The sequence below is a fragment of the Duganella rivi genome, assembly GCF_009857435.1.
Lineage (GTDB): Bacteria > Pseudomonadota > Gammaproteobacteria > Burkholderiales > Burkholderiaceae_D > Rugamonas > Rugamonas rivi.
Genome location: NZ_WWCK01000002.1, coordinates 490,403 through 503,358 on the forward strand (window position 1 = coordinate 490,403; position 12,956 = coordinate 503,358).

The window sequence follows — 12,956 nt, forward strand, 5'->3', positions numbered from 1 at the left end:
CTGGCGGCTTTCACCCGTTTATCCGAAGGCCATCATGTCTTTTTCCACGCTGGGCCTTGCACCCTCGCTGCTTAACGCAATCACCGAAATCGGCTATCAGGAACCGACACCGATCCAGAGCGCCGCAATTCCTGCCATTCTGCGCGGCGAGGACGTGCTGGGTGCTGCCCAAACCGGCTCCGGCAAGACTGCCGCCTTCGCGCTACCTCTGCTGCAAGCGCTGCTCGATAAGCGCGGCAGCCATCGCCAGCTGCATGGTTTGATTCTGGTGCCGACGCGCGAACTGGCGTCGCAGGTGGCGGATTCGATTCGCCTGCTGGTGTCGCATTTGCCGACAACCTTGAAGGTGCAGGTGGTGTTTGGCGGCGTATCGATCAATCCGCAAATGCTGGCGCTGCGCGGCGGCACGGACATTCTGGTTGCTACGCCGGGCCGTCTGCTGGATTTGATCGAGCATAACGCGGTGAAGATTTCGCAAACGGCCATGCTGGTGCTGGATGAGGCAGACCGCCTGCTGGATCTCGGCTTTAGCGAGGAATTGAACCGCATTCTGGAACTGCTGCCTAAGCAGCGCCAGAATTTGTTCTTCTCGGCGACCTTCCCGCCGGCGGTGCAGAAGCTGGCTGCCAGCATGATGGACAATCCGACGCGCATCGAGGTGGCGTCCGAGCCGTCCAGCAAGCCGGATATTCAGCAGCGCGCCATCAAGGTGGATGTGCCGCGCCGTACCATGCTGCTCAAGCATCTGATCCTTGAGCATAAGTGGCCTGCGGTGATGGTGTTCGTCGCTACCAAGTATGCGTCGGATCATGTGGCGGATAAGTTGAACCGCAATGGTATTCACGCAGCGTCGTTCCACGGCGAGTTGAGTCAGGGGGCGCGTAATGAGACGCTGACTGATTTCCGTTCCGGCTATCTGCAAGTGCTGGTGGCGACGGATGTGGCGGCGCGCGGTATCGACATTGCGCGCTTGCCGGCAGTGGTGAATTACGATTTGCCGCGTTCTGCGGTCGATTACACGCACCGTATCGGCCGTACCGGCCGCGCGGGGGAGAGTGGTGTAGCGATCAGCTTTGTGACTGCCGAAGCGGAGCAGCATTTCCGCTTGATCGAGAAGCGCCAGGGCGAACGCGTGGCGCGCGAGGTGATTGCCGGCTTTGAGCCGACTGAGACAGCGCCGGTGGTGAGCGCCGTTACCGATACCGTCAACGGTGGCATCAAGGGCAAGCGCAAGAGCAAGAAGGACAAGCTGCGCGAAGCCGCTGCCGCTGCGGGCGGCGAATAACAACGGTCGCGCGCGGTCAGCCTGCGCCGGCGCGGAACTGGCGGCGGTAGACGGAGGGTGAGGTGCGCAGCACAGCGTGGAAATGCTGGCGCAGCGACAGCGCCGAGCCGAAGCCCGCTTCCTGCGCCACCACTTCTATCGACACGTCGCTGGTTTCGAGTAATCGCTGTGCATGCGTCACGCGCTGGTTGAGCAGCCATTGCTTGAACGAAGTGCCGGTCGCATCGCGGAAGTGGCGCGTGAAATTACGTCGGCTCATTGCCGCCCGCGCCGCCAGCGCGTCAATGCTGTGATTGTCCGCCAGGTGCTGATTCACCCAATTGAGCACCTGCGAGAAGCGGTCATCACTACTGCTGACCGGCACCGGACGCTCGATAAACTGCGCCTGCCCGCCTTGCCGGTGCGGCGCCACCACCAGCTGGCGCGCCACGTGATTGGCCGCCTCCGCACCGCATAACTCACGCAGCAGGTGCAGGCAGCAATCCAGTCCCGCCGCCACGCCGGCTGACGTCAATATCTCATCATCCACGTACAGTACCTCACGATCTACCGAGATGCTGGGATGGCGTTCGACCAGCATGTCCGCGAATGACCAGTGCGTGGTGGCGCGGCGGCCGTCTAGCAAGCCCGCCTCCGCCAGCGGAAAGGCGCCTAGACACAAGCCGACAATGCGCGCGCCGCGACGGTGCGCGCGCTTCAACGCATCCAGCAAGTTAGCCGGAGCAGGCCGGCAATCGTCATGCCACGTCGGCAGGATGACGATATCGGCGCGGCTCAAGGCCTGCAAGCCATGCTGCACGCTGATGTCAAAACCACCGGTAGTCCGCAACGGCGACGGATCGCCCGAACAGATTTTCAGCTCAAAGCCTGCATCGCGAAACACCATGCCCGGCACGGACAAGTGGAAGGGCGTGATGCCGTCAAAGGCAATCACGGCGATTTTGTAGCGATGGGTGGCGGATTTATTCATGGCCCAATTATATCGTTTGTATGCCTTCGGGCCGCTGTTGGCCGGCCGCAGGGAAGCGCACAATGTCTCTCATCGTAACCCACAACACAGGAGAACTACCATGAAACGCGCCCTGATCGTCATCGACGTACAAAACGAATACTTCACCGGTAATATGAAGATTGAATATCCGCCAGTGGGTGTGACCCTGCCAAATATCACCCGCGCCATGGATGCCGCGCAAGCTGCCGGGATTCCGGTGGTCGTGGTGCAGCACGATGCGCCGGAGCAGTCGCCGATCTTCGCTAAAGGCTCGCAGGCGTGGCAAGTGCACGAGGAAGTGGCGAAGCGTCCATCCTCGCACTTCATCAACAAGACCTACGCCAGCGTGTTCACTGGCACTGACTTGGGCCAATGGATCGCCGATAACGGCATCGACACCCTGACCATTGTTGGCTACATGACGCACAACTGTGATGCGTCCACCATCTACGAGGCCTCGCACAAGGGCCTGTCGGTGGAGTTCTTGTCGGATGCTACCGGCTCGCCGTCGTACGAGAATGCGGCCGGCAAGGCTAGCGCGGAAGAGATTCACCGCGTTTTCAGCACCGTGTTCCATTCGGGCTTTGCGGCGGTGGCCAGCACTGATGCGTGGCTGGCTGCGGTAGATGAGGGCAAGGCGCTGGAGCGCGACAATATCTACCTGTCCGTCCAGCGCACCCTGAAATGAAAGCTTAACCGCCGACGCGTTTAGGATTGTGGCCGAGTTTAGTCAACTCGGCCATCACGCGTTCGCAATGGTCGCCCTGGATTTCAAGGACGCCATCTTTGGCGGTGCCGCCGGAGCCGCAGGCAGCGCGCAGTTGCTTGCCCAGCGCCGCCAGCGCATCGGCATCCAGCGGCAGGCCGCGCACCAGCGTGACGGTTTTACCGCCGCGTCCTTTGGATTCGCGCGAGACTTTGATATTGCCATCGCCGACAGGCTTGGCCTTGGCGGCGGCTTTGCAAGCACAGTCGCTGAGCGGCTTGCGGCAGTCAGGGCACATGCGCCCCGTTTCGGTGGAATAGACGAGGGCCATGGCTTAATCCTTCAACAGTCGTGGCATGAAGATTTCAAAGAAGCGTTTCTGGTCTGAGGACAGGCACACCTGGGTGTTTGGGTGGCCGGTTTGTTCGCGCGTGTAACCGTCGTTGTCGACAACGATGCGTAGCGGTGTGGTTGGGCAGACGGATGGATCGATCAGCCATGCTACCGGCACCACGTCGAACAGCGACGGCATATTGCTAGACCATGGCTGGTAAGCGTTGATCCATTGATGGTAGAGCAGTGCCAGTTGGTCGGTGACTGCGGATCCGTGGCCGAGCAGGGCGTTGCGTTCTACTTCATCGAGGCGGATTTGGGTGGAGTCCACCGGCATCATTACGATAGGCACGCCGGAAGTGAATAGTTTTTGCGCGCCAGCGATATCGGAGACGATGTTGTATTCCTTGTCGGCTGGGCGCGATGGCACGTATTGCGATTTGCGGTAGCCGCTGCGCACCGAGCCACCCATCATGGCTACTTGTTTCAGTTTGCCGAAGGTGGCGGCGTCACGCTCGATGGCGGCGCCGATGTTGGTCAGCGGGCCTAGGGCCAGCAGGGTGATTTGGTTCGGCTGGCGCTTGATTTGGTCGAGCATGAAGCCAACGGCGTCGATCCTGGCCGGCAGTTGGCCGCGCTGGGCGTAGCGGGCTTGCGTGAACGGCTGCGGGTTGCCGGTGGTGCGGATGCCTTGCGCGACCGGGATTTTGCTGTGGCCTGTTTCGCGCAGCATGCGCTCCAGTAGCTGGGCGCGCAGCGCGGTGTCGCCCCATGCGGTGGTGATGCCGATGATTTCTATCTCAGGGCTTTGCAGCAGCAGGGCCAGGGCGAAGGCGTCGTCGATGTCGTCGCCGATGTCCATGTCGACGATGACTTTTTGCGGCGCGGCTTGCGCGAACACGGCGCATGACAGCGCCAGTATGGAGAATAATCCGCGCAGTGGGCGGGCGAGCGAATAAGCCATGTAAATCCTCGATGCAGTGAAGGGAGGATTTTACAGGATGCGCTTATCTAGCTGCCGTTAGCTGCCGACCAGTGCGATGCGGCGCTTGATGCGTTGGGCTTCGGCGGTGTCGCCGGCTTGTTCGGCGCGCATGGCTTGGACGCCTAGCCATGCTAGTAGCGGGCGTCGCCAGCCTTGGGCGGAGGCGGTTTCCACTGCGTCTGCAATGAGTTGAGGCGTGGCTTTGCCGGCGCGGAGCAGGACGCCGCTGGCGACCAGCCTGGAAAGCGGATCGGCGATAGCTTGAACGGCCGTCGCCGCAGCGACATCGCTGGTCGCCGCCGCTACCGTCCGGTGCTGCTCGGGCAGCAGGGCATGGTCAGAGGTGCGGCCGGCGAGATAGGCGGCATAGGCTTGGTTGGCGGGGCCGGCGTCTTGGGCTAGTTTTTCGTAGGCGGGGCAGTCTTCGAAGACGAGCGAGGCGACGCGGGCGGCGCAGTGGATTAGTTCTGCGCGCGCGACCAGTTCCGCTTTGCCGGTGCTGGCCAAGGCTTCGCGGGCGCGCTTGGTTTCAGCGGCTTCTATACGGGTGTTGCCGGCCATGTAAGCGGCGGTGGCGCGCTCGATTGCGCTTTGTGCGTTCATTTGCCAATCCGGCGCCGGTGGATTGTTGCCGCAGCCGGCGAGCAGCAACGCTGCGATCACGATGGTCTTCTTCATGGCAGCTTAATCTCCGTATCGCGCTTGAACGGCCATTTGCGGTTGATTTCATTGACCAGTTGCTCCACCCGCCGCAAGCTGCTTTCCACTTCGCCGCGCAGCGTGCCCAAATCGGCGGTGGCTTCCTTGGTGTTGGACGCCACGGCCTGTGCCTCGATCAGCACCGCATCCATCTTCTTGAGCGAGTTGCGTGCATCGGCCAGCAAGCCATTAAGCTGCTTGATGGTGGCCTGCGCGTCGGTCGCAACGCCTGCTGGGCCGAAGACCCGTTCATCGGCATGGCCGATCAAACTATCCGCCTTCACCGCCAGCGCATTCACCGTGATAAGCAGCTTGTTGGCGCGATCCGCCAGTTGCTGTGCGTTTTTGTCATCGCCCGCGATCAGGCCCATTGCACCGTGCGGCCCATTGAGTTTGCCGGTTACGCCGGCCACATTAGCCAACGACGCTGCCAGCGCCGAATTCTCCGCCGTCAGATCATTCAGGTTTTGCAGCAAATCCTTGGCTGCCGCCAGCAGACGCGGAATCTCCGCACCCGGATCGCCGACCAGCAGCGCGCGCGCAGCACCATCTTCCAGCGGCGGATCGGTTGGAATGCCACTAAACGCGCGCAGCTTGGCGCCGCCTACCAGACCGCGTTCCAGCGTGAAGATGCTGGAACTGCGCAGCCAATGCGCGTCCTTGCGCGGCACGTCCACCACCACGCGCGCCTTGCCCTCCGGGCTTAATTCGATGCGCCGCACGCGGCCAATGGGGAAGCCGGCAAACGTCACGTCCATGCCGACCACCACACCCTCCGAGTCGTCGGCTTGCAGGATCAAGGTTTGCGTGGATTCGAATGCGCCGCGCGCGTACAGCAGGTACACCGCCGACCCAAGCACCAGCACCACCATCAACACCAGCAGCAGGGCGGCCTTGAATTCGGCGTTACGCACCGGCGCGGCTTCGTTGTTTTGTTCAGTCATATCAGTAGTAATTCCCCATGAGCGAGGCGACTTCGATGAGAAGCATCACGGCAAACAGCCGCACCATGTCCGATAGGCCGTTGGACACCTTGCTGCGGCCCGCATAGAAAGAAGACGCCATCGGGATCAAACCCACTGCAAAGCTGAAGAACACAATCTTCAGCACCAGAATCAAGGTTACAGCAGGATTGAATACCTGCCCGACCACGCGGGTGTAGCCGGTCAAGGCCCACGGCGTGAAGCCGTAAAGCGACAAATAAGCGAGGATCAGCGTCGTTACGCAACTGACGGCCGCCAGCATCCACACAGAGAAAATGCCCGCCGCCACACGAGGGAAAAATTCGCGGTGCAGCTCATCGATGGTGGCCGCGCCGGAACCACGCCGCTGCGCGAATTCCAACCCCGCTGGCAGGGTAGTGCGCAGGGCGACGAAAGCGGCGGCGGTCAGTGGAATCAACTCCAGCACAAGCACGCGCACCACCATCTCCAGCGCAAAGCGCGACAGGCCGTAGCTTTGTGAAGTCACCACCACAATGCGTATCAGGACGAGGCTGACCAACGCCGACAGCACGCCATACCATGCGAGATTAGGCGCGGTATCGGCCACAAGATGATGTGCGAGGACAGGCCGCTTGTTGCGGGCATAGCTGGACGGCGTCAACGCCATCGAAAACATCAGCACCGCAAAATGCAGCAGCCGCCACCAGCTATGCAGCCAGGCGGCGGCGCCTAGGTAAAGCCTTTGCAGAATATTCTGGGTTGGTGCTTGCGTGTCCATGTTGGCATATTAGCACCGGAGTGCGGCCTTGCGGCGTACGCTATTTATCGGGGAAGCCGGCGATGATGGCGTCGGCCGCCGCGCGCACGCGGGCGCTGCGGCTTAAATCGCTGTGCATCACCAGCCACACATCGTATTGGTCGACCCGCTCGGGCCAGATCCGTACCAGCCGCTTGTCGCCATCGGCCATGTGACAGGGCAGTTCGGCCATGCCGATGCCGAGGCGAGCCGCGTCGATCATCGCCAGGCCGCTATTGACCTCCATCGCCACGCGCGCGTTGTGCACCGGCTCCAGGCAAATTTTCTCTTGGTGGCGCGGCGCGACCGAGGGCTGGTAGATCACGATGTCATGCCCCGCCAGTCCGTTGCCCGGCACCGGCATGCCGCGGGCCTTTAAATAAGCCGGTGTGGCGTAGAGGCCCATGCTGCGCTTGGTCAGGTGGCGCGAGATCAGATCCGGGCTGGTGGGCTTGAGCGTGCGCACCGCCAGGTCGGCCTCGCGCCGCGTCAAGCTGGTGATGTCGGTGCTGGTACTGAGCACGATGCGGATGTCCGGGTGCTGTACATGCAGTCGCTGCATGGCGGCGATGACGAAATGCGCGGCCATGGTGTCGGAGGTGGTCACGCGCACCACGCCGGACAGGCGCTTGTCGATGCCCTGCATCTCGCGCTGGAACTGCAAGGCTGCTTGTTCCATCTTCTCGGCGGCGTGTATGGCTTGCTCGCCGGCCGGCGTGGCGACGTAGCCTGACGGCGTGCGCAGGAACAGCCGCGCGCCAAGCGAGGTTTCCAGCGCGTTGAGGCGCCGGCCCACCGTGGCCTGATCGATATCGAGCAAGGCGGCGGCCGAGCGCAGCGTGCCTTTGCGGTAGATGGCGAGGAAGATGCGGGCGTTATCCCAGTCCATGAAGCTCTCCGGCGTGATGCATTTTTGCATCGGAGTGCTGATGTTATGCGTATTTACTGCATCAGGCAAGCGGCCTACCATACGCGCATGAATATCTCGACTCTTACCGCGCCAGCGCGCCAAGTACCTCCTTTATTAATGCTGATGACGCTGGCCATCGGCTTTGTGATGGCGATGATCGATGTCACCGCTGTTAATACTGCGCTATCCGATATTGCGGTCAGCTTGTCGGTGCCGCTCACTGGCCTGGTGTGGGTGGTGGACGGCTACACGCTGACTTTTGCCGCGCTGCTGATGGCTGGCGGTGCTTTGGCCGACCGTTTCGGCCCCAAGGCGGTGTATCAGGGCGGCCTCAGTGTGTTTATTCTCGGTTCGATACTGTGCGCGGTGGCGCCGAGCGGGCATGCGCTGATTGCGGCGCGCTTGCTGCAGGGCGCGGGTGCGGCGCTGTTCATGCCGAGTTCTTTGAGTTTGCTGACGCATGCCTATGAAGATCAGGCGACGCGGGCGCGCATGCTGGGGACTTGGTCGGCCATCGTTGGCTGTTCGTCGGCGGCCGGCCCCTTGGTCGGCGGGATCCTGGTGCACGAATTTGGCTGGCGCAGTGTGTTTTGGGTGAATGTGCCTATCGGCTTGCTGGGCATCGCGCTGACGCAGGTATTGGCCCCGGCCACGGCGCGCCATGAGCGTGATTTGTCGATGCTGAGCCATGTGCTGGGCGTGGCGGCGCTGGCGTTCTTGAGTTTTGTGCTGATTGAGGGGCCGGTGCTGGGATGGTTGTCGGCGGGTGTGTTGGCGGCTGGCGCCGCGGCGGTAGCAGCAGCGGTGCTGCTGGTGCGGCGTGAGCGCTCCGGTGCGCATCCCTTGCTGCCTAAGGCTTTGTTTGAGACGCCGGCGTTTGCGGCGGCTAATGGCGTCGGCTTCCTGATTAATTTTGCGGTGTTTGGGCAGTTGTTCTTGCTGAGTTTATTTATTCAGCAGGGTGGAGCGGATGCGCTGCAAACGGGGCTTAAGCTGATTCCGATGATGGCGGCTTTCGCGGTTGGCAATCTGACTTCGGGCCGTATTACGGCGCGCGTCGGCACGCGGCCGCCGATGATGTATGGCTTGATGGCCGGGTTGGCGATGGCGGTGTTGATGCTGATTGGTCTGCGGCCTGACACGCCTTACTGGCTGCTGGTGACGGTGGCGGTGGTGATGAATGTCGCTATCGGGATTGCGATTCCGGGGATGACGGCGACGGTGATGCTGGTAGCGGGGAAGGCGAACGCCAACAGCGCTGCGGCGGCGCTCAACGCCAATCGTCAGATCGGTGCTTTGGTGGGCGTGGCGCTGATGGGTACTGTGATGCACGTAGCGCCGCAATGGGCGCTGCGTTTGCCGCTGGCGTTCACGTTGATTGCCGCGGCATACGCATGCGCTTTGGTGCTGGTGTATCGATTTGTTAATCCCGCACGGCCAGGCGGGGTCTGACCCCGTACGGGGTCAGACCCCTAAGTGGTCACGCTGGCGTCGAGGCAAAAGCTTGCGGGTTATGCGCTGCTCTTTTGACGCCATTCGATCATCTCGGCGATGGTCAGGATTGGCATCTGGTGCAGTTTCGCGAAGCGTTCGATGTCGGCGCCGCGCATCATGGTGCCGTCTGGGTTCATCAACTCGCACAGCACGGCCGATGGGTTTAGGCCGGCCATGGTGGCCAGATCAACTGAACCCTCGGTGTGGCCTTTGCGCGCCAACACGCCGCCCGGCGTGGCGCGCAGTGGGAATACGTGGCCCGGATGGACCAGATCCGACGGCTTGGCGTTTGCCGCCGTCGCAGCACGAATGGTCGTTACACGATCCGCCGCCGATACGCCGGTCGTCACGCCTTCGCGCGCCTCGATCGACACGGTGAACGGCGTGCCGTAACGGCTGCCGTTATTCGCCGCCATCATTGGCAGTTCCAGTTCGCGCACTTTCTCGGCGCTCAGGCACAGGCACACGATGCCGCTGCATTCGCGGATCATCATGGCCATGGTCTCCACGGTCATCTTTTCGGCGGCGACGATCAGGTCGGCTTCGTTTTCACGGTCGAAATCATCAAGCAGGATGACCGGCACGCCGGCGCGCATGGCTTCCAGCGCCGCGTGAATGCGGCCTTCCAGGTCATCGGATACGAGGGAGTAGGGGGATACTGCGGTTTGGTCTAACATGGGTGATACGCTCCTTGTGAAAATCAGGAACGCGACAGGGCAAGCGAATACGCGCAGCCAGCCGCGCCACAAGTGGCGAGCAGGATGCGTAAAGCGCACATCTTCTTTCATCCAGACTTTAACTGTCGGCCCTGGAGTTACACCAGATCTGCGCATTTCTGCGCTCGCGGGCTTTACCGCCGGTGGGGAATTACACCCCGCCCCGAAGACGTCGTTATAGGCTGCCGGGTGGCAGGGTGCGAGGATTCTAGCCTAAATTAAGGATTTCGGTGTAAGGTAGCTGTTCTCTTACATAATTTGCATTCCGAATGAAGCTGATTACCCTGCGTATCCTCTCCGGCGCTGCATTTCTGGCGTGGTCTTTCACGGCGCAAGCCGACACCCCGCCGCCGCTAAAGTTGAGCGACCAGATTCCGGTCGGGCCGCAGGTTAAAGTTGGCAAGTTGGCCAATGGCCTGACTTATTACATTCAAAAGAACGGCCGCCCGGAGAAGAAGCTGGAACTGCGGCTGGTGGTCAAGGCGGGCTCCATTCTGGAAGACGAGGATCAGCAAGGGCTGGCCCACTTCACCGAGCATATGGCGTTTAACGGCTCCACGCACTTCAAGCGCAACGAGTTGGTATCGTATTTGCAATCCATCGGCGTGAAGTTTGGTGCGGATCTCAACGCCTATACCAGCTTCGACGAAACGGTCTACATCCTGCCTATCCCGACCGATAAAAAGGAAGTGGTGGAGCAGGGCTTCCAGGTGCTGGAAGACTGGGCCCACGGCCTGTCCTTCAACGACGCGGACATCGACAGCGAGCGCGGTATCGTGCTGGAAGAACTGCGCCTCGGTAAAGGCGTGGACGACCGCATGAACAAGGTGGTGCTGCCCAAGGTGCTGAATGGCTCGCGCTACGCCGACCGCATGCCGATCGGTAAAGAGGACATCCTCAAGACGTTCAAATATGACGCCATCAAGCGCTTCTACCGCGACTGGTATCGCCCGGACTTGATGGCGGTAGTGGTGGTGGGCGATATCGAGCCGGCCGACGCGCAGCGCTTGATCGAGCAGCACTTCAACAAGCTGAAAAATCCGGCCAACCCGCGTCCGCGCGAATACGCGCAGATCCCGGAGCGCCAGGATTCCGAAGGCATCGTCTTCACCGACAAGGAAGTCAGCGCCAACACGGTCTACATCCGCTACCCGATCCAATCGTGGCCGGCCGGCGAGACCATCGCCGACTATCGCCAGAAACTGATCGAGGGCATGTACAGCTTTATCCTCAGCCAGCGCATGTACGAGTTGACGCAGCAAGTCAATCCGCCGTTCCTGCAAGGCGGCAGCGGCATGAACAAGATCGTGCGCGGCTATCGTTCCTTCGGCGCCGGCGCGGTGCTGGGCAAGGGCGGCGCCACGCCGGCGATCAACGCGCTGGTGCAGGAAGATCAGCGCGCGCGCCAGTACGGTTTTACCGCGTCGGAAGTGGAGCGCGCCAAGAAGGGCATGCTGCGCAATTATGAGCGTATGTATAACGAGCGCGATAAATCCGATTCAGCTGGATACGCAGCGGAGTATATCCGCAACTTCCTTGAACAGGAATCGATCCCCGGCACCGCCGCCGAGTACCGCTATGCGACCGAGCTGATACCGGGCATTACGCTGCAAGAGGTGAACGCTGCGGCCCGCGCCGTCATTCCCGATAATCAGAGCAAGCTGGTGATCTACACCGGTGTCGACAAGCCAGGCATCGCGCCGCCCAAGGCCGACGACTTGGTGGCCACTGCCGGTGCTGCCGAGAAGATCGCCGTCAAGCCGCTGGAAGAGAAGGTGTACGCAACGCAGCTGATGCCTAGTTTGCCGAAAGCCGGCAGCATCGTCAGCGAAACCGTCAACGCCAAGATCGGCATCACGCAGCTCACCTTGAGCAACGGCGTGAAGGTAGTGCTCAAGCCGACCGACTTCAATAACGACCAGGTGATCCTCGGCGGCTTGCGCTACGGCGGCTGGTCGCTGCTGCCGGATAGCGATGTCTTTGCCGCGCACTACGCCAGCAGCATCGTCGGCCAGATGGGCGTGTTGAATTACACGCCCAACGACCTGGTGAAGGTATTGGCCGGTAAGAGCGTCAGCTCCAGCGCCAATGTCAGCTCACTCAACGAATCGGTGGGCGGAAGTTCCGGCAGCACCGACGTGGAAGCCATGCTGCAATTGGTCTACTTGCAGATGACGCAGCCGCGCAAGGATGCGGCCATCTATACCGCTTACGTCGATCGCCAGCGCGAACTGGCGCAGAATAATCTGGCGCGCCCGGAGTCGGTGTTCTACGACACCGTGACCGCCACGCTGTACAACAACAGCCCGCGCGTGCTGCGCGCCGCCAAGCCGGCCGACTTTGACCAGTTGGCGCTGGATCGCGTGCTCGATATCTACAACAGCCGCATGTCCAGCGCGCGCGACTTCACTTTCTTCATCGTCGGCAGTTTTGAGGTGGAGAAGATCAAGCCGCTGATCGCCACCTATCTTGCCAGCCTGCCGGTGGGCGAGATTCCGGTCGCCTTCAAGGATGAAGGCGTGCGGCCGATTAAAGGCGTGGTCAAAAAAGAAGTGCATGCCGGCTCGGAGCCCAAGAGCACGATCTCGCTGTCCTTCACCGGCGAGGTGGAATACTCGCGTGCTGACCGCATGCGCTTGCAGGCGCTGGTCGAGGTCATGAATATCAAGCTGATTGAAACGCTGCGCGAGAAAATGGGCGCGATGTACAGCGGTGGCATGAACGGCTCCATGAGTCGCATCCCGTACGGGAATTACACGATCAACGCCAGCTTGCCATGCGCGCCGGAGAACGTCGACAAGGTGCTGGCCGCAACCTTCGCTGAAATCGAAAAGATCAAGCAGAACGGCGCCGAAGAGGCGGATCTGAACAAGGTCAAGGCGGCGTGGATCAAGAGCTACCGCAAGGGCCTGCGCGAAAATGGCTACTGGATGGCGTCCCTGCAGAACGCTTTCTTCAACAATAACAACCCAGAGGATATACTGTCATACGAGTCGCGCGTGAACGGTTTGACCGTGGCGGATCTGAAACAGGCCGCGCAGCGCTACTTTGACACGAATAACTACCTGCAGGTAGTGCTGTACCCTGAGAAGTAAGG

At 61.3% G+C, this 12,956-nt stretch carries 12 protein-coding genes and 1 riboswitch; of the genes, 4 read left to right on the forward strand and 8 right to left on the reverse strand.

From position 1 onward, the window contains the following. The first annotated feature begins 34 nt into the window (after positions 1 to 34). Complete coding sequence (locus GTP45_RS06765) at positions 35 to 1,285, forward strand: DEAD/DEAH box helicase (RefSeq protein WP_161013107.1); 1,251 nt, start codon at positions 35 to 37, stop codon at positions 1,283 to 1,285. A gap of 16 nt (positions 1,286 to 1,301) precedes the next feature. Here GTP45_RS06765 and GTP45_RS06770 read toward each other — a convergent pair whose 3' ends face one another. Continuing rightward, complete coding sequence (locus tag GTP45_RS06770) at positions 1,302 to 2,255, reverse strand: GlxA family transcriptional regulator (protein WP_161013108.1); 954 nt, start codon at positions 2,253 to 2,255, stop codon at positions 1,302 to 1,304. A 100-nt stretch (positions 2,256 to 2,355) separates the two neighbouring features. Here GTP45_RS06770 and GTP45_RS06775 point away from each other — a divergent pair, with 100 nt between their 5' ends. Beyond that, positions 2,356 to 2,964, forward strand: a complete 609-nt coding sequence (locus GTP45_RS06775) for a cysteine hydrolase family protein (RefSeq protein WP_161013109.1) — start codon at positions 2,356 to 2,358, stop codon at positions 2,962 to 2,964. Positions 2,965 to 2,968: 4 nt separating this feature from the next. Here GTP45_RS06775 and GTP45_RS06780 read toward each other — a convergent pair whose 3' ends face one another. Genes GTP45_RS06780 through GTP45_RS06805 form a run of 6 tightly spaced genes read right to left on the reverse strand, consistent with a single transcriptional unit; the run spans position 2,969 to position 7,628 of the window. Beyond that, the gene (locus GTP45_RS06780) at positions 2,969 to 3,313 is read right to left on the reverse strand and encodes a translation initiation factor Sui1 (protein WP_161013110.1); all 345 of its coding nucleotides are present in this window, start codon (positions 3,311 to 3,313) and stop codon (positions 2,969 to 2,971) included. Between the two features lie 3 nt (positions 3,314 to 3,316). Next, the gene (locus GTP45_RS06785) at positions 3,317 to 4,279 is read right to left on the reverse strand and encodes a nucleoside hydrolase (RefSeq protein WP_161013111.1); all 963 of its coding nucleotides are present in this window, start codon (positions 4,277 to 4,279) and stop codon (positions 3,317 to 3,319) included. A gap of 57 nt (positions 4,280 to 4,336) precedes the next feature. Beyond that, positions 4,337 to 4,978: a hypothetical protein gene (locus GTP45_RS06790; protein WP_161013112.1), complete on the reverse strand. Its 642-nt coding sequence runs from the start codon at positions 4,976 to 4,978 to the stop codon at positions 4,337 to 4,339. Then, positions 4,975 to 5,943 (reverse strand): MlaD family protein, encoded by a 969-nt coding sequence (locus GTP45_RS06795; RefSeq protein WP_161013113.1) that lies wholly within the window; start codon positions 5,941 to 5,943, stop codon positions 4,975 to 4,977. Before GTP45_RS06795 ends, GTP45_RS06790 begins: the two co-directional genes overlap by 4 nt. Position 5,944: 1 nt before the next feature. Beyond that, positions 5,945 to 6,721, reverse strand: a complete 777-nt coding sequence (locus tag GTP45_RS06800) for an MlaE family ABC transporter permease (protein WP_161013114.1) — start codon at positions 6,719 to 6,721, stop codon at positions 5,945 to 5,947. 40 nt (positions 6,722 to 6,761) lie between these two features. Continuing rightward, a complete protein-coding gene (locus GTP45_RS06805) occupies positions 6,762 to 7,628 on the reverse strand; it encodes a LysR family transcriptional regulator (RefSeq protein ID WP_161013459.1) in 867 nt (288 codons plus the stop codon). 87 nt (positions 7,629 to 7,715) lie between these two features. On the opposite strand from GTP45_RS06805, the gene GTP45_RS06810 reads away from it, so the two are divergent. Then, positions 7,716 to 9,101: an MFS transporter gene (locus tag GTP45_RS06810; RefSeq protein WP_161013115.1), complete on the forward strand. Its 1,386-nt coding sequence runs from the start codon at positions 7,716 to 7,718 to the stop codon at positions 9,099 to 9,101. A gap of 59 nt (positions 9,102 to 9,160) precedes the next feature. Here the strand turns inward: GTP45_RS06810 and ribB are convergent, their stop codons facing one another. Then, entirely contained in the window at positions 9,161 to 9,820 is a 660-nt protein-coding gene (gene ribB, locus GTP45_RS06815; protein ID WP_161013116.1) for a 3,4-dihydroxy-2-butanone-4-phosphate synthase, read from the reverse strand. A 95-nt stretch (positions 9,821 to 9,915) separates the two neighbouring features. Beyond that, positions 9,916 to 10,034, reverse strand: a riboswitch (FMN riboswitch). A gap of 94 nt (positions 10,035 to 10,128) precedes the next feature. Here ribB and GTP45_RS06820 point away from each other — a divergent pair. Then, entirely contained in the window at positions 10,129 to 12,954 is a 2,826-nt protein-coding gene (locus tag GTP45_RS06820) for a M16 family metallopeptidase (protein ID WP_161013117.1), read from the forward strand. Positions 12,955 to 12,956: the final 2 nt, after the last annotated feature.